Source organism: Aestuariibius sp. HNIBRBA575, assembly GCF_040932005.1.
Lineage (GTDB): Bacteria > Pseudomonadota > Alphaproteobacteria > Rhodobacterales > Rhodobacteraceae > CANLNM01.
Genome location: NZ_CP162414.1, coordinates 284592 through 301799, shown reverse-complemented (window position 1 = coordinate 301799; position 17208 = coordinate 284592). Strand labels below are relative to the sequence as shown.

At 57.3% G+C, this 17208-nt stretch carries 18 protein-coding genes; 6 read left to right on the top strand and 12 right to left on the bottom strand.

The features are described 5' to 3' along the window. The first annotated feature begins 15 nt into the window (after window positions 1–15). Genes AB1F12_RS01505 through AB1F12_RS01495 form a run of 3 tightly spaced genes read left to right on the top strand, consistent with a single transcriptional unit; the run spans window position 16 to window position 2347 of the window. Window positions 16–660, top strand: coding sequence for a histidine phosphatase family protein (locus AB1F12_RS01505; RefSeq protein ID WP_368186064.1), 645 nt, complete (start codon window positions 16–18; stop codon window positions 658–660). Window positions 661–684: 24 nt separating this feature from the next. After that, a complete protein-coding gene (locus AB1F12_RS01500) occupies window positions 685–1305 on the top strand; it encodes a glutathione S-transferase family protein (protein WP_368186063.1) in 621 nt (206 codons plus the stop codon). A 1-nt stretch (window position 1306) separates the two neighbouring features. Next, window positions 1307–2347 carry a saccharopine dehydrogenase gene (locus AB1F12_RS01495; RefSeq protein WP_368186061.1) on the top strand — a complete coding sequence of 347 codons (1041 nt, stop codon included), beginning with the start codon at window positions 1307–1309 and terminating at the stop codon, window positions 2345–2347. A gap of 48 nt (window positions 2348–2395) precedes the next feature. Here AB1F12_RS01495 and AB1F12_RS01490 read toward each other — a convergent pair whose 3' ends face one another. The 11 genes from AB1F12_RS01490 to AB1F12_RS01440 all read right to left on the bottom strand — a co-directional run bounded on the left by AB1F12_RS01490 (window position 2396) and on the right by AB1F12_RS01440 (window position 14876). Then, window positions 2396–2713: a DUF3775 domain-containing protein gene (locus tag AB1F12_RS01490; RefSeq protein WP_368186058.1), complete on the bottom strand. Its 318-nt coding sequence runs from the start codon at window positions 2711–2713 to the stop codon at window positions 2396–2398. Between the two features lie 69 nt (window positions 2714–2782). After that, entirely contained in the window at window positions 2783–3157 is a 375-nt protein-coding gene (locus AB1F12_RS01485) for a hypothetical protein (protein WP_368186055.1), read from the bottom strand. A 60-nt stretch (window positions 3158–3217) separates the two neighbouring features. Further along, window positions 3218–4393 carry a DNA recombination protein RmuC gene (locus tag AB1F12_RS01480; RefSeq protein ID WP_368186053.1) on the bottom strand — a complete coding sequence of 392 codons (1176 nt, stop codon included), beginning with the start codon at window positions 4391–4393 and terminating at the stop codon, window positions 3218–3220. Further along, the gene (gene mutL, locus AB1F12_RS01475) at window positions 4390–6255 is read right to left on the bottom strand and encodes a DNA mismatch repair endonuclease MutL (protein WP_368186051.1); all 1866 of its coding nucleotides are present in this window, start codon (window positions 6253–6255) and stop codon (window positions 4390–4392) included. The genes AB1F12_RS01480 and mutL overlap by 4 nt, the downstream gene beginning before the upstream one ends. 42 nt (window positions 6256–6297) lie before the next feature. Further along, window positions 6298–7617, bottom strand: a complete 1320-nt coding sequence (locus AB1F12_RS01470) for a M16 family metallopeptidase (protein ID WP_368186049.1) — start codon at window positions 7615–7617, stop codon at window positions 6298–6300. Further along, window positions 7614–8945, bottom strand: coding sequence for a M16 family metallopeptidase (locus AB1F12_RS01465; protein ID WP_368186047.1), 1332 nt, complete (start codon window positions 8943–8945; stop codon window positions 7614–7616). The genes AB1F12_RS01470 and AB1F12_RS01465 overlap by 4 nt, the downstream gene beginning before the upstream one ends. Window positions 8946–9109: 164 nt before the next feature. Next, on the bottom strand, window positions 9110–9610 hold the full coding sequence (locus AB1F12_RS01460) for a DUF3035 domain-containing protein (RefSeq protein ID WP_368186046.1): 501 nt from the start codon (window positions 9608–9610) through the stop codon (window positions 9110–9112). Between the two features lie 52 nt (window positions 9611–9662). Next, window positions 9663–10151: a signal peptidase II gene (gene lspA / locus AB1F12_RS01455; RefSeq protein ID WP_368186043.1), complete on the bottom strand. Its 489-nt coding sequence runs from the start codon at window positions 10149–10151 to the stop codon at window positions 9663–9665. Window positions 10152–10176: 25 nt separating this feature from the next. Beyond that, a complete protein-coding gene (gene purH / locus AB1F12_RS01450; protein WP_368186041.1) occupies window positions 10177–11763 on the bottom strand; it encodes a bifunctional phosphoribosylaminoimidazolecarboxamide formyltransferase/IMP cyclohydrolase in 1587 nt (528 codons plus the stop codon). A 14-nt stretch (window positions 11764–11777) separates the two neighbouring features. Then, complete coding sequence (locus AB1F12_RS01445; RefSeq protein ID WP_368186040.1) at window positions 11778–13496, bottom strand: heparinase II/III family protein; 1719 nt, start codon at window positions 13494–13496, stop codon at window positions 11778–11780. 117 nt (window positions 13497–13613) lie between these two features. After that, the gene (locus AB1F12_RS01440; protein ID WP_368186038.1) at window positions 13614–14876 is read right to left on the bottom strand and encodes an RsmB/NOP family class I SAM-dependent RNA methyltransferase; all 1263 of its coding nucleotides are present in this window, start codon (window positions 14874–14876) and stop codon (window positions 13614–13616) included. A gap of 66 nt (window positions 14877–14942) precedes the next feature. On the opposite strand from AB1F12_RS01440, the gene AB1F12_RS01435 reads away from it, so the two are divergent. Beyond that, window positions 14943–15125: a DUF1674 domain-containing protein gene (locus tag AB1F12_RS01435; RefSeq protein ID WP_368186036.1), complete on the top strand. Its 183-nt coding sequence runs from the start codon at window positions 14943–14945 to the stop codon at window positions 15123–15125. Window positions 15126–15141: 16 nt separating this feature from the next. On the opposite strand, the gene dapB is transcribed toward AB1F12_RS01435, so the two are convergent. Beyond that, complete coding sequence (gene dapB / locus AB1F12_RS01430) at window positions 15142–15951, bottom strand: 4-hydroxy-tetrahydrodipicolinate reductase (protein ID WP_368186034.1); 810 nt, start codon at window positions 15949–15951, stop codon at window positions 15142–15144. Between the two features lie 80 nt (window positions 15952–16031). On the opposite strand from dapB, the gene rbfA reads away from it, so the two are divergent. Both rbfA and AB1F12_RS01420 read left to right on the top strand, forming a co-directional pair. Then, on the top strand, window positions 16032–16466 hold the full coding sequence (gene rbfA / locus AB1F12_RS01425) for a 30S ribosome-binding factor RbfA (protein WP_368188216.1): 435 nt from the start codon (window positions 16032–16034) through the stop codon (window positions 16464–16466). Then, window positions 16463–17194, top strand: coding sequence for a phosphodiester glycosidase family protein (locus AB1F12_RS01420; protein ID WP_368186032.1), 732 nt, complete (start codon window positions 16463–16465; stop codon window positions 17192–17194). Before rbfA ends, AB1F12_RS01420 begins: the two co-directional genes overlap by 4 nt. The last annotated feature ends 14 nt before the right edge of the window (window positions 17195–17208 follow it).

Genomic DNA, 17208 nt, shown 5'->3' with positions numbered 1-17208 from the left:
AGTAAGGGAATTCATATGGGTGAAATTATTCTGGTCCGGCATGGTCAGGCGAACTCTGACGCCAAAGACGAAGAAAGCTATGATCGGCTGTCTGAACTGGGCCACCAACAGGCCCGGTGGCTGGGCGCGTATATGGCATCCCAAGGCATGGAATTCGACGAAGTTCTGGCCGGATCATTGCGCCGCCACCGCGAAACCGCTGCGGGAATGGGATATGACAGCCCACAAATTGATCCCCGCCTGAATGAGCTGGATTATTTCAACCTTGGCCACGCCTTAGAAGAGGTACATGGCGTGCCGTTCCCCGGGCCGGATGATTTTGCCACCCATGCGCCCCAAATCATGGAGGCCTGGCACAAAGCGGAAATCATGGGGGTGGAAACCTTTGCCAGTTTTGAAAACCGCGTCACCAGCGTTCTGCGCAAGGCAACCCAACCGGGCCGCAAAGTGCTGTGTGTGACATCCGGCGGCGTGATTGGCATGATCCTTCGTTCGCTTTTGGACCTAGACCCAACCCGCATGGCGCATATCCTACTGCCGATCTACAACTCATCGATCCACCGGATTCACGTCACACCGCATGGGCCGTTTCTGGCTGGGTTCAACGCCATTCCGCATCTGGAGTCCGATGACCGGGCGCATGGCCGCACACATTACTAGCTTCGTTGGCAAAGGGTCCTGAACATGCAGTTTCACTATGCTCCCAATACGATTTCCCTCGCGACGGCCTTGGCGTTGATCGAAACAGAAACCGATGTGGACTATGTCCGCGTCGATTTTGCCAAAGCCGAACAAACCAGCCCCGCCTATTTGGCCATCAATCCTAAGGGCCGCGTGCCCGCGCTGGTCACAGATCACGGCATTTTAACCGAAACCGGGGCGTTGTTGGATTACGTGGCGGCCCTGAACCCGGATAAAAACCTGATCCCTGACGATCCATATACCGCCGCCCAAATGCGCGAAGTCATGTGGTATCTAGGCACAACCATGCATGTGAACCACGCCCATAAAATGCGCGGCCATCGCTGGGCAGACCAAGACGCCTCGCTCCGTGATATGACCGCCAAAGTCGCTGAAACCATGGGCGCGTCTTGCGCCTATCTACAGGACAAAATCGCGGGGCCCTATGTGGTTGGCGACGCGGTGTCCTTGGCTGATTTTTATCTGTTCACCCTGTGCACATGGCTGCCCGGCGACGGCGTCAACATCGCAGATTACCCGACCTTATCCGCCCATTTCGACCTGATGATGACCCGTCCTGCGGTGATCAAAGCGCTGGAAATGGGCCTGTTTACAAAGGTATAACATGACACATCTCTGGGTTCGCGCCGAAAGCCGCGCCAATGAACAACGCGTTGCCATCACCCCGGATGGGGTGCGCGCATTGATGGCAGCGGGTCTAGACGTCACCGTCGAAGACAGCCCCACACGCATCATTCCAACGGATGCATATCGCGACACCGGCTGTAGGATCGCCGCCCAGGGCGCATGGACAACGGCGCCAACCGACGCCATCATCCTAGGGCTAAAAGAATTGCCCGAAAATGGCACCGCCCTGCCCCATCAGCACATCATGTTTGGGCATGCCTTTAAGGGGCAATTTTCCGGGCAGGAATTGTTGCGCCGGTTTGCGGCGGCAGACGGCACTTTGCTGGATTTGGAATACCTGCTGGATGATCAAAACCGGCGCGTTGCTGCCTTTGGATATTGGGCGGGATATGCGGGCGCGGCTGTCACCGCATTGGCGCTTGCGGCGCAAAATGCCGGGCAAACCTGCGCGCCCGTCACAGCGTGGCCCAATGCCGACACCATGTTGAACGACGTCAAAACAGCGCTCGGCACGTCATCCGCGACGGCCCTGATCATCGGTGCCAAAGGCCGCGTTGGCACGGGTGCCGCCGATTTGTGCAACGCGGTGGGCATCACGCCGACCCTGTGGGACATGGCCGAAACCGCATCCGGCGGCCCGTTCCCCGAAATTCTGGACCATGATCTGTTTTTCAACTGCATCTTGGCCCGCCCGGGCACACCTGTCTTTGTTGGACCTGACGCTTTAACGGCGCCACGCAGATTGCGCGCGATTGGCGATATCGCCTGCGATCCGGACAGTGATTACAACCCAGTTCCTTTATATTCAGAGGCCAGCACATGGGCCGATCCGGTTCTGCGCGTGCAGGACACACCGCCTCTGGACATCATGTCGATCGACAATCTGCCCTCGTTGCTGCCCCTCGAAAGCTCACATGACTTTGCCGAACAATTGCTGCCCTATCTGCTGCAATTGGGCGACCTTGAAACAGGTGTCTGGGGCCGCGCACGTGACATTTATCAATCGCACAAACTATAGCGTTGTTGCTGGCAAAATACTGATGCGCCGCGCAGATTGCGCCGCGTGTCAGTATAAATCATCCTCAGCGTCTTTGGCTGAAATCCCCAATGCATCCAGACCATTTTCCAGATGATCCGCCAGATGTGGTGACCCTTTCAGGTAATCCTGTGTCGGCGCGGACGCCTCTCGACGTGCGGTCGCATAGGCCTCTTCGTAATCCTCTGGTTCAAACGATCCGCGTCCAATCCAGAATACAGCAACCAAACTGGCCTCTTCTTCTTCGTCCAAACGACCGACAAACCCGTCAAATTCGCTTTCGCCGCGCGGCATTTCGCGGGCAAGGATGATGATTTCGGCGATTTTATCTGTGGCGATCTTTAGCATTGGAATTCTCCTTCTCTTCGAAGTCAGAATGCGCCGTTTGCCAATCTCAAACCTTGATCTGGGACAAACCTATTCCCAAGCCAGCGGGCGTGTTTGATTGCCTTCGCGCACGAAACCATCGCCGCCCATACCCAGATAAAACACCTGATGGCGTTTGATCCCTGACAAAACCACATATTGCGCTGTCTCTGTGGCGCGAATTTGCCGCCCATGTTCGGACCCCATGCAAACCCGATCCCCGCGACAGGGAACCAGCCGATAGGTGTGCATTTCACCATGATCCTCAGTCACTACAGAAACGGATCCGGATGCAAATGGCACGGATTGCAATTCTCGGTCCATTTGCGCGGTGATGTTGCTATAAATAAGCGTGTCCGGGTCCATATTCGCACATGCCGATAGGGCCCCAAACATCGCCAATGCGATCGCAGATTTCCTGACCATTTACGCCTCCTGACCATTGTTGCCTCACGCTAGCACAGGTCATCAGAACCACAAATGAAATCAGGTTTTCGGGGCCGTAATAGGGACAACTTTGGGTGTGTCTTCTTCTGGGGCCAGCTCTTCGAAATCAAAATTGTCGAGCCGCCGCGCCCGGCGCCCGGCTTTGTCGGCGCTGATTTTGATATCCGCAATATCCTTGGCCGCCTGACCAAAATGCCGATCCAGATTTTCGACCCGCTTGCCCAGCCGATCCACGTCACCATAGAGCATGCCCAGCTCTTTGCGGATCGCGCCTGCCTGTTCACGCATTCGCGCGTCTTTTAGGATGGCGCGCATCGTATTCAGCGTCGCCATACAGGTGGTCGGGGACACGATCCAAACCCGTGCGGCGAACCCTTCGCGCACGATTTCGGGGAAATTCGCGTGCAATTCTGCGTAAACGGCCTCTGACGGTAGGAACATCAGTGCGCCATCCGCGGTTTCCCCTTCGATGATGTATTTGTCGGAAATCGCTTTGATATGAGCCCGGATCGCTGTGCGCAGCTGACGCGCCGCGTCGTTTAGCTCATAATCAGTGGTGGCGTTGCGCAGGGCTTCGTAGGCTTCGAGCGGGAATTTACTATCCACCACAATGGGGCCCGGTGGGTTGGGCAAATGGATCAAACAATCGGCCCGTTTTCCGTTCGACAATGTCGCCTGCATGGTAAAACTATCCGCCGGAAGCGCCTTGCCCACGATGTCATGCAGCTGAATTTCACCAAATGCACCGCGGGTTTGTTTGTTGGACAGGATGTCTTGCAGGCTCAGGACATCACCGGACAATTTGGTGATGTTTTCCTGCGCCTTGTCGATGGTTTTCAGGCGTTGCTGCAATTCCCCCAGACTTTGGGCGGTGTTGCGCGCTGAATTGGCCAGATTGTTGCCCATGGTTTCGTTCACCTGCGCCAGCCGTTGTTCCATCAATTGCAGCATGTTGGATTGCTGTTGCGCCTGCGCTTCGCTGACGGAATGCAGCCCGCCAAATAATTGCTGTTGCCCATCTGACAGCGCCTGAACCCGCGCCGTCATCCCGCCCATTTGCGACGCCATATTCTGGGCCATCAACGCGGATTGCCCGGTGCGTCGCACGGCTGAAATCAGCAAAACAACGATCAGCAACAGAATGAACACGCCAAAAAGCGCTGCAATCACAATAGGATCGCTGAAATGAATGGGATTTTCGCCAATCTGGATCATGTGCGTCCAAACAACCTTTCGATATCGCTAAGTTGCAGCTCCACATAGGTGGGGCGGCCGTGATTGCATTGGCCGGAATGGGGGGTTGCCTCCATTTCGCGCAACAAAGCGTTCATTTCCTCGGCCCGCATTTGACGGCCCGAACGGATCGATCCATGACAGGCGACGCGGCTCAGGATGGCTTCGATGCGGGCCTGCACCGTGGTGCTGTCGCCCAGATCGGCCAATTCGTCCAACACATCGCGCAGCATCGCTTCGGCGTTGATTTCGCCCAATATGGCGGGGGTTTCACGCACAGCAATTGCGCCGCCGCCGAACGGTTCCAACGTCAGTCCCAGCTTTGCCAATTCATCGGCATGCGACAGCAGCATTGCCGCGTCGCCATCTGACATTTCGATGATTTCCGGGATCAACAACGCCTGCGCCGCGACACCGTTATCCGCCATCTGATTTTTCAATCGCTCATAAACCAGACGTTCATGGGCCGCGTGTTGATCGACGATCACAATCCCGGTTTCGGTCTGCGCCACGATGTAGTTTTCATGCACCTGCGCGCGTGCGGCCCCCAATGGCAGGTGTTCGCTTTGGGTCGTTTCCTGAGGGTCGAATGTGGGTTCAACCCGCGCAGAGGGCGACATCGTTTCGGTGAAACTTTCGGTCAAACTCTCTGCAAAACCAGTGGGATAGCTGGGCGATGGGGTATATTGCGTGGGCGCATATCCCGCGCGATCCATCTGATAAATCCGCCCAGGTGGCGCATTTGTTTCGGGACGCATCGCCCCCAAAGTGGCCCCCGCGACAGTTGTTGACGCGCGATGCCCCGCATCCGCCAAGGCATGGCGCAGACCCGACACAATCAACCCACGCACAGTGCCGGGATCGCGAAATCGAACCTCGGATTTGGCGGGGTGCACGTTCACATCCACCTTGTGGGGGTCACAATCGATGAACAAAACTGCCGCCGGGTGGCGGTCGCGACTGAGGAAATCCATATAGGCCCCGCGCAGCGCCCCGATCAGCAATTTGTCCCGCACCGGGCGGCCGTTCACAAACAGGAATTGCTGAACGGCCGACCCGCGTGAATAGGTCGGCAATGCGCCATATCCGGTCAGGTGGAACCCATCGCGTTCCGCATCCAACGGGATCGCATTTTCAGCAAAATCCCGCCCCAGCACCGATGATAATCGTCCACGTAGCGCGTCAAACATATCGCCGGTTTGCGGATCGGCGCGAAATGTCACCCGGTCTTTGCCCGACGACACGTCCCGCAAGGTGAAGCCGATGAACGGTTCCGCCATGGCGAGCCGTTTGACCACATCCGAAATCGCCTGTTGTTCGGCGCGGTCCGTGCGCAAGAATTTTAACCGGGCGGGCGTAGCGAAAAATAGATCCTTTAGCTCGATCACCGTGCCACGGGTCAATGCCGCCGGTTTGACTGGGCCCATCTGGCCGCCGTTCACCGTGATCGTCGCCGCCTCATGGCCGGTCGCACGGCTGGTGATGGTCAACCGGCCCACGGCGCCCAGCGATGGCAATGCCTCGCCTCGAAATCCGAATGTATGGATATCCAACAGGTCCGACCCGTCGATTTTTGACGTAGCATGGCGTGACAGGGCCAGCGGCAAATCCACCCCGGCAATGCCGCACCCATCATCTGTGACCCGGATCAGGGTTTTGCCGCCATCCGCAATATCGATGGAAATTCGGGTTGCACCCGCATCGATGGCGTTTTCAACCAACTCTTTCACTGCGGATGCAGGGCGTTCCACAACTTCGCCGGCGGCGATCCGGTTGATCGCGCCTTCGTCCAGTTGACGGATAACGGGCTGTTTTTCGCTTATCTTGGGGTCAGGAATGGCCATGCCGCTATAGATAGCATAGCCATTCCCGATTCTACGAGGGTCTTATTGGTTAACCGGCGCGGTTGTTTCCAACCCAACCGGCTGACCCACGACCACGAAATGAAGCCCATCTGGATCAAGGATTTCACGCGCTACCCGATTGATTTCCTCAAGCGTGACGGCGTTGATTTGATCATTACGCGTGGCGATATAATCAATCGGCAGGCCGGTCATCTGCATGCCAACCATGATGTCCGCAATCGGACCATTCCCATCAAACCGCAGTGGATACGCGCCCGTCAGATAGGTTTTGGCATCGCTCAATTCCTGTTCGGACACGCCATTTTCTGCCAGTTTCGTCCATTCCGCGCGGATTACATCCAACGCTTCGGCCATGGTTTCGTTCGCAGAGGCAAGCGACCCCAAATATTGTTCCGACAGGTCCTTGGGCACCAGATAGGAATAGACGCCATAGGTCAGGCCGCGCTCTTCGCGGACCTCTTTCATCAAGCGGCTTTCGCGGCCCCGGCCCCCCAAAATTTCGTTCAGGATATACGCCGCAAAGAAATCGTCGTCATCGCGGGTAATGCCGCCATGGCCGAAAATCGCGACCGATTGCGGGGTTTCGTAGTCCACGACAGTCGTGCCCCCGGCCAGCGTATAGTCGATCCGATCCGGCAATTCCGGTCCCGTCGCGGGCAGTTCCCCCAGTAACGTATCCAGCAACAGACCCAGATCATCAGCCGTGATGTCGCCCACAGCGCCAACATAAATCCGATCGCGGGTCAGGACACGTTGATGGGCTTGGATCAGATCATCCCGTGTCAGCGCGTTCACGCTGTCTTCGGTCCCGTCCAGCGATGACCCATAAGGATGATCGCCAAACGCCAGCTGATCATAGGTCGCACTGGCAATGCTGTCGGGGTCCTTGGCATCCGATTGAATGCCTGAAATGACCTGCGCACGGACCCTTTCGATGGCATCCTGATCAAAGCTGGGATCGATGATGGATTGACGTAACAATGCAATCGCATCGTCTTGGTTTTCAGTCAAAAACCGCGCTGACAGGGAAAAGGTATCGTCATAAATCCGATAGCTGAACGTCGCGGCGAGGCTTTCCAACTCTGTCTGGAACTCTTGGGCGTTCATGTCGCCCGACCCTTCTTCTAAGAGGCCGGTCATCAGGTTTGAGGCGCCACGTTTTTCCGGTAAATCCAGCGAGGCTCCGCCTCGAATGCGGATTTCCAACGCGGTGAACGGAATTTCGTGGGCCTCAACCAACCAAGCGGTGATTCCACCGGGCGAAGTGACCTCTTGGATGTCGACCTCGGCTGTGGCGGTGGAGGCCCAAAGCATTGTGAATGCGGCAAATAAACGGATCATTGGTTCAGAACCCCACGGTTTGGAACAACAAAGGCTGTCACGGATTGATTGCGGTCAAACACACGTTCTGCGGCGGCTTTGACATCCGCGGCGGTCACGTTTTGCAGGATTTCCGGCCAATCCTGAATGTCCTGGATTTCCAGACCTTGGGTCAGCCCCGCCCCATAGCGACGCGCCAGCCCTTCGACATTGTCTTTGGCGAAAATCTCACTTGCGCGTAATTGAGTGCGCAGACGTTCCATCTGTTCGGGATCAATATCATTGGCCAAAAAGTCCGCGATAACCTGATCCATCGCGGCTTCGCCTTGTTGTAATGTGACGCCTTGGGCGGGCACCACAACCACGCCAAATGTCGTGTCATCCAGCGAACCAGCGCTGTAAAAGGCCGACGAATACACAGCCATTTGGGTATCAAATTGCAACGCAACGCCCAATGCGGACGTGAATGGCGACCCGCCCAGCAACTCTGCCAGATAGACCAGCGCGGCGGCTTCTTCTTGGGCGCCGGCATCCCGTTCGGGCGCCAGATAAGACCGGGTCACATAGGGCTGCGACACGCGGGGATCTTCGTAGACCAGACGGCGTTCGGCGGTTTGGGGCGGCTCTGCGGGGCGCAGGCGTTCGGGCAGTTGATCCTCGGCGGGTATCACACCGTAGTACTTTTCGGCCAATGCCAGCACGGCATCGGGCTGCACATCCCCGGCCACGATCAGAATTGCATTGTTGGGCGAATAATAAAGGTCATAGAAATCCAACGCATCCTCAAGGCTCAGCTCAAGCATTTCGTGTTTCCAGCCAATAATCGGCACGCCGTAGCGGTGGTTTAAGTATTGCGCCGCACGCATTTGTTCCCGCGCAAGGGCGCCGGGACTGTTTTCCGTGCGTTGATTGCGTTCTTCGATGATCACCTGACGTTCTGTTTCAATGTCATCTTCGGTCAGGCGCAGATTGTTCATCCGATCCGATTCCATCGACATCATCAATTCCAGTCGATCTGACGCAACCCTTTGATAGTAAGCGGTATAATCGTAGCTGGTAAACGCGTTGTCACTGCCACCATTCGCGGCAACGGTCGCGGATAATTCGCCGCTTTCTAGGTTTTCGGTCGCCTTAAACAGCAGGTGTTCCAGAAAATGGGCCACGCCTGAGGCGCCGACCGGTTCATCCGCCGATCCGGTGCGATACCACACCATATGCGATACAACGGGGGCGCGGTGATCCTCGATCACAACGACCTCCATCCCGTTATCAAGCGTGTAATTTGTGACCTCTTGCGCAGAAACCTGCGTCGCGGTCAGAGTAAAAAGAGCTGCAAAAATGCGGCGCATGGGCAAATCCTTGAAATTGCGTCACAACACAAGCTACGACTGATTGACCATAGTTCAAGCGTGCTCAACGAGAATGTGAGCATTCGTCAGCGTGGTTAACGAAACGTTGACGCACCGCGCGATAATTTGCCGAAACCGGGGTGGTTTTGTAGAAACCTGCGGGATTATTGGGCAGGTGGGGCGGATGGAACCTGAACGCCGATATTGCGGAACCGGTCCATTTCAGATTGCGCATCAAGTGCTTGGCCCGCATAGGCGCGGAAATATCGATCGCCACCCCGAAACGGGCCAGCTGTGCGACGCCGCCGAAAACGTGCGTCTTCTTCGGCCAAATCAGCGCGGATATTTGGCGATACACCGTTGCGGTTCACATGGGCCAGCAAGGCCGTATCAGCCGCGGGAATGGCGCCCTGCACGGCGGCAGGGTTGCCACCCAGTGCCACAATCGCATCCGCCATCGGGTTGGCGTCGGTCAAATTGCTGCCGCCGGGGGTTGGCGTTGGCAAAACGTTCAAATCCGCAGGCATTTCCAGCGGACGGGATGGCATGACTGAAAATTCATCCGGCCCCGCCGTTTCGCCACTAAAATCATGCAGCGTGCGCTTGCCATTGGTGCAAGCGGTCAATCCAACAAGTGTGATTGCAATAATAAAAAGGCGCAGCATGCGATCCCCCCGGATACGTGTTGCGCCCTTTTAACCCAGCCAATTCAAAAGGTCACGATGTCTTCTTGGTGTCGTTTTTGTGTGGCTTTTTTTCGCCGGTGAACAGGACCAGCCCAATCGCGCCCGCAAAAATCGCGATATCGGCGATGTTGAACGCATAGGGATTGCGGATACCACAGCAGGACATGTTCAGAAAATCCGCCACCGCCCCATATAAAATCCGGTCCACGATATTGCCCAGCGCGCCCCCGACCAGCAATCCGGCCGATAGATAGACCCATTTGCTGCCGCCTTCGCGACGCACCCACCACAACACAAACAGCGAAATTGCGACAGCGACGCCCACCAGAATCCAGCGCATATCAAGCCCGGCAAACAGCCCGAAATTGATGCCTTCGTTCCATGCCATGCGAAATGTCAGAAAGGGCGGGAACACGTCGACAACTTGGCGGGTGTTCAAATCCAAAGTGTGCACGACAAAATACTTTGTCGCCTGATCAACCAGGAACACCCAGAAAGACATCCAAAAAGTCAGCCGCATATCACGCCCTTTCATTTTAGTCGGATCAGTGCCGGAAATGGCGCATGCCCGTCAGAACCATGGCCAATCCGGCCTCATCAGCAGCTGCGATCACTTCGTCGTCCCGCATGGACCCGCCCGGCTGAATCACACATGTCGCGCCAGCAGCGGCAGCTTCTAGCAATCCGTCAGGGAATGGGAAAAACGCATCGGACGCCACAGCCGACCCGATGGTCAGCGGTGTGGCCAGACCCAGCGTTTCTGCCATGCGCTCTGCCTTTTTGGCGGCGATCAACGCGCTGTCAACGCGGCTCATTTGCCCGGCACCAACGCCAACGGTTGCACCGTCTTTGACATAGACGATGGCGTTGGATTTCACGTGTTTCGCGATTTTCCAAGCCAGCAGCAGGTCCTGCATCTGGGCATCTGTAGGGGCCAATTTGGTCACCACTTTCAGATCGTCCAGACCGACAAACCCGGTATCTTTGCCTTGTACCAGCATGCCGCCGGACACCTGACGATAGGTCAGACCGGTTTCTGCAGGGTCGGACAGGCCGTCTGTCAGCAACAAACGCAGGTTTTTCTTGGCCGCAAAAATTTCCTGAGCCGCGTCATCCGCGCCGGGGGCAATCACAACTTCGGTAAAGATTTCGGTGATCGCGCGCGCCGTGTCGGCGTCCAGTTTCTGGTTCAGCGCGACAATCCCGCCAAAGGCCGACGTACGGTCGCAGTCAAACGCTTTGCGATAGGCGTCTTCCAGCGTTTTGCCCTGCGCAACACCGCAAGGATTGGCGTGTTTGATGATCGCACAGGCCGGGCCATTCGCTGGGTCAAATTCACTGACCAGTTCAAACGCCGCGTCTGTGTCGTTGATGTTGTTATAAGACAGCTCTTTGCCCTGCAATTGACGTGCAGTGGCGACACCGGGACGGTTTGAACCATCGGTGTAAAACGCAGCCTGCTGATGGGGGTTTTCACCATAGCGCAAGGTTTGCGCCAATGTGCCCGCAAACGCACGACGGCGGGGTGTTTCTACGCCTATCGCATCCGCCATCCACGTGCTAACGGCCGCATCATAAGCCGCAGTGCGCGCATAAGCCGTCTGGGCCAGTTTTTTGCGGAATTTGGGGCAGGTTGCGCCGTCATGCTGATCCATATCGCCCAGCAATTTGTCGTAATCCTGCACATCCACCACAACCGAAACAAAGGCGTGGTTTTTCGCGGCTGCACGGATCATCGCCGGGCCGCCAATGTCGATGTTTTCGATACAGGCATCGTAATCGCCACCTGCGGCGACGGTTTCTTCAAACGGGTAAAGGTTCACCACCAACAGATCGATAGCGCTGATGTCGTGTTCCTGCATGGACGCCAGATGCGCATCATTGTCACGCAGCGCCAACAGTCCGCCATGTACGCCGGGATGCAGGGTTTTGACCCGGCCATCCATCATTTCGGGGAAATTGGTCACATCCGACACGTCACGCACTGGAATGCCCGCATCGCGGATCATTTTGGCAGAGCCGCCAGTCGACAGCAAATCCACACCGCGCTCGCTCAGCGCTTTGGCGAGGTCGATCAATCCGGTTTTGTCCGAAACGGACAATAATGCACGGCGAATTTTGTGGTCAGTCATTGGTGGGCAGCCTTTCAATCCTGGACATCTGGTGTCGCGAGCGTGCCATCCTGCACAAGGTCACGCACCACCGAAGGGGTTTCGTGTGCCTTGGCCAATGACCATCGGACGCGCGTCGCATATGACATTGCACGCCCAGATAAAACCACTTGCTGTGTCGCACGGGGCCTTAATCGTCCATTTTCCAGATAAACTGACGGTTCGAGCCGCATTTCGGCGCTTCCGTCCTGTCGAAACACCCAAACTTCGCCGGATTTCAATGCCAGACTGATCGCAGCGCCGCCCAGATCCATCGACACGTCGACCTCTGGGTGCAAATGGAATCGGATGTCATAGGGGATGCCCTGCAGGCTGGATCGATCCAATGCTTTGTCAAACAGGCCATGGTCCTCTTTGGTGATCGCCGCCAGATAATCCTCTCCGATCAGGGCGCGACCATCCAAGGATAGTTCCAAGGTGCGGCCATGGGTCAGGCCAAACAGTTTCTGATAGCCGTCGTGAAACAGCTCGATCCGCTGGGAATCATCGTGTTTGTTGCTTTCGGCGCTGACTTTGGCGGGAACATCGATCAGCAATTCGCGCGACAGGCCCGACAATCCGCTGGCCTTGCCCAGACGAGAGGATGAATATCCTTCCAGCCCCAAGGTGGAATGACTGGGGGTGGCCCGGCCCGCGCGGCGCCATTCTTCGCCAAAACTGGCGCCCGATCCGCAATTGACGATCACCGGACGGCGCCCGGATGTCAGTTCAAACGCCAGCGTGGATGCGTGGGCGTCATGGCTTTCGCGTCCAGTGGGTGGCGCTGCGGCATCCACAATCACGGATGACCGCCCACAAGACACCCGCGCAAACCCCATCCGCAACCCAGTATGGGGCTGCTTTTTCACACCAGACGCGGCCAGCGCCATGTCCAGCCGACCATCCAGACCGCGACCGCCACCATGGAACCGCGCCAACGATCCGTCTTTGTGGCGCAGCGCCCGCAACGTGGGCACAATCCGTTCAACGGCTTCGCGATGGGCCTTTGACACTTGGCGATTTGCCGCGTTCAGCGCCTCTGCTGCCCAGTTCAACAATGTCAGAACTTCTAACAATTCTTCGGGGTTGCGTGTCGCCAGACCGCCCTGTTCATCAATCTGCGCCGCGCATTCACGAGCCAGAGCCGCCTCGGCTGGGGTGGCGTGGCTTTCTTTGCCCAACAAAGAATGCCCTGCGTAAATTGCCCCGGTCAACGCTTCGAATCGTTCCACGCCGGGGCGGGTCGCCGGCCAACGACGGGCCAGAAATTCCGCCTGATGGGTCAGGCTTTGATAAAAGGCATCAGAAAACGCTTTGTCACGGCCCCGCAACAAAAAGGTCGCGTGATGGATCAACCGGATCAACCGCCGCCCGGTCAGTTCCGGCGTCCAGCCCGGCCCGGTGCCACGACCATAGGTTTTGATCCAGTCCCCAACCCAAAGGCCTGCGATTTCGCGCGCCCGCGCATCGCCAACAGCGGCCAGATCATCAAGCCATGTAAACCCTTGGATCACTTCGGCAAATGCTTCGTCCGGGGCGTCCACATCCCACAGGGATTTGCCCGGTGCTTCGATCAGGTGACCGGCGAATAACAGATTGCCCGCAATCAGCTGTTTGCCACGTGCAAACAGGCCAATGGTGCGGGGTTCAGGTTGAGACACAAATCCTTTGGCTGCCGTCACGCGGGACGTCAGGCGCGCATGCACGCGATGCATCAGGCGGGTTCGCCTTGCTGTCCATGTCCGGGCCTTGGCCAAGATCTGCTGCCTCATTGTGATGCGTGTTTTGCATCTTGTTGTTGGCAGGCATCATAGACAGGACAAAGGCGCGAGTCACGCAGGCTTTCGCAGAACCGCCATATAAAATCCGTCCATGCCGCCGCGTTCCTGCCAGAAATCCGGGCGCAGACGCAGGCCGCCTTCTTCGGTGATCCAGTCCGGATCGACACCGTCGACGTTCAAGGCATCGCGATCTACCACCAGATCCGGGTGGCGATCCAGCGCATCGTCGATCTGCACTTCGCCTTCATCGGGCAGCAGTGAACAGGTGCAAAACACCAGCCGCCCGCCGGGTTTCAGCATCGTCAGCGCGTGATCGATCATGTCACCCTGCTGGGCGATCAGTTCGGCAAATTCAGCGCCATCTTTGGCATAGGGCAAATCCGGGTGGCGGCGAATCGTACCGGTCGCCGAACAGGGCGCATCCAACAGAACCGCGTCGAATCCTTCGCCCTCAAAGGCAAAGGCGTCGGACACCACGCATTTGGCGGTCAGCCCGGTACGTTTCAGATTTTCCCGCACCCGCGCCATGCGGCCCTCGGATACGTCAACGGCGGTGACATCCGCGCCAGCGGCGGCCATCTGCATGGTTTTGCCGCCCGGTGCGGCGCATAAATCAACGACTTTTTCGCCCTTTTGCGGGGCCATCAGACGCACGGGCAACGCGGCGGCTGCATCCTGCACCCACCAATCGCCGGATTTGTATCCCGGCAGCAATGACACCTGCGCCCCGTCGCGAATCCGCCACGATCCGCTGGGCAGTTTTTCGCCCGGCAAACCATCCGGCACAGGACCGTTCAGCGTCAGATCCAGCGGGGCCCCCGCAAAATGGGCGCGTTCGATTTGTTGCAACGCTTTGTCACCCCACGCCTGAGTCAGAGGACGGCGCAACCAACGGGGCATGACGGAAACGGGCAATTTATCCCATCCGTCTTTGGCCGCATCAATTTTACGCAACACCGCATTGACCAGACCGCGATATTTCATCGTGCGTTTTGACCGACCTACGATTTCCACACAGGCATTCACAACGCCATGCGCGGCGGTGCCGGTGCAAATTTCCAACGTGCCAAGGCGCAAAACGTTTTGAACGGCCAATGGGGGTTTGCGTTGCAGAAACGGCTTTAGCATCCGATCCGCGCGTTCCAAGGTGCGCAATGTATCCAATGCCAACCGCTGGGCACGTGCGCGATCCTCGGGCACCAGCCGTTCCAACGCCCCTGCGCCGATCAGTTCAGACATCAGACGGCCTTCTTCGATCACCTGCCCCAGCAGGTAATGTGCAGCACGACGCGGAGCGAGGCCAGTCGGATCCATGGGTCTTCCCTTGTTTTGCAATGGCCGGGGGGTATATCAAAGGGCAAGCTCTGACAAGGAAGAGACATGTCTGATACGCAAGATACCGACAAAGATTTGCCAGATGCCGCCAAACGCGCCCTGGCTGAGGCCGAAGAACGGCGCGCCAAAGCCAAAGACGCGATGCCGGTCGAACTGGGCGGGCGCGATGGCCCCGAACCGGTGCGCTATGGCGATTGGGAAAAAAAGGGCATCGCCGTCGATTTTTAGGCGCGCCGTTGGGGTTTTACAGCCCCAGCACATCAAACATGTCATATTCGCCGGGTTTCTGATCTTGGCCCCACAGCGCCGCTTTGAGCGCGCCGCGCGCAAAAATCGCCCGATCCGTTGCCATGTGGCGCAGCACGATGCGTTCACCAGCTGCGGCAAATAGCACATCATGTTCGCCCACAATGTCGCCGCCCCGGATCGCTGAAAACCCGATATCGCCGCGTTTGCGCGCGCCCGTTATGCCGTCACGACCAGAATCGGTCACGTCCTTTAGATCGACGCCGCGCCCATCCGCCGCCGCCTGCCCCAGCATCAGGGCCGTGCCTGATGGGGCGTCGATTTTGTGATGGTGATGGGCTTCGATCACTTCGATATCGAAATCTTCGTCCAAGGCGGCCGCGACTTTTTGGGTCAATTGCACCAACAGGTTCACGCCCAACGACATGTTGCCCGCCCGCACAATCACAGCGTGGCGCGCGCATGGTTCCAGCTGGGCGATGTCATCCTCGGTCATGCCGGTTGTGCCAATCACATGCACAGCACGGGCCTGCGCGGCCAATTTAGCAAATTCGATTGTTGCGGCGGGGGCGGTAAAGTCAATCACCGCCTGTGCCCGCGCAAACGCATCCAGCGGATCGCTGTCCACGGTCACGCCGACCGCTTGGCCGCCCATACATTCGCCGATGTCGCGCCCGATCCAGTCATGGCCGGGGCGTTCAATCGTGCCGACCAATTTGCATTTGTCGCTGTTCAAAACTGACTGAATCAACATCTGGCCCATCCGGCCTGATGCACCAGTGATCACAATTCCGGGCAAATCGCTCATGGCATGTCTCCTTTGCGTTTCCTTGCCTGCAATGTTGTGCACCGCTTGGCAAGGGGTCGCAGGTGGCTTACATGAGCGGTATGTCAAAGAAAAGATTCAGCGAAGGCCGCGGGCCATCCCAACGAATGCTGCGCGTCGGCGAAGTCATTCGTCGTACATTGTCGGAAATTTTGCAGCGTGGCGAAATCCATGATCCTGATTTGGGACGCATGCTGATCACTGTCGGCGAGGTGCGCGTCACCCCCGATCTGGGCATCGCGACGGCGTTTGTCCTGCCTCTGGGTGGCAAAAACGCCGAAGAAGCCATCGAAGTTCTGGCCCGCAACAAAGGCGAGCTGCGCCGGATGATCGGCCGCAAGGCCCAGCTGAAACATGCGCCCGAATTGCGGTTTCGCATTGATGACACGTTCGATCAGATCGAACGCACAGCGGCGTTGTTTGACAATGACCACATCCAACAGGATTTGCGCACGCCGACCGATGACCGCGAAACCGATGAGGATGACACCGTATGATCCCACAGGTGCGGGGCATATTTGCGGCAGCATTCACATTGCTGGCGGCCCCCACCTTGGCGGTGACCTGTCAGGACATCACGTTTTCCGACGTCGATTTCACCATCTGTGATGTCGATCCAAGCGTGGAAAACCTGCGTTTGTTCCATCTGGACCAAAACAACGCGCCTTTGGCATCGTTTCGCGAAATTGAACGCAGTCACCCCGACCGCGCGCTATTGTTTGCGATGAATGCGGGCATGTATCATTCCGATCTGTCCCCCGTTGGGCATTATATCGAAGACAACACCCAGACCATGCGCGTCATCCCCAATGCGGGGCCGGGCAATTTTGGCATGTTGCCCAATGGCGTGTTCTGCATTCAGGATGACATTGCACAAGTGTTTGAAACCCTGGCCTATGTGGATCAACAGCCCGACTGCACCCATGCCACACAATCCGGCCCGATGTTGGTGATTGATGGCGCATTGCATCCCCGGTTCATCGAAGGATCAACCAGTCGGCATTTGCGCAACGGGGTGGGTACCAGTGCGGATGGCAGTCGCGTTGTGTTTGCGATTTCCAATCAGGTCGTCAATTTCCACACCTTTGCCCGCCTGTTTCGCGATCATCTGAACCTGCCCAATGCGCTTTATTTTGATGGCAAAGTGTCCCGCCTGCATGCGCGGGATCTGAACCGGTCGGATAATGGCTTTGCGATGGGGCCGATTGTGGGCGTGCTAGAATAGCTTGACGCAACCCG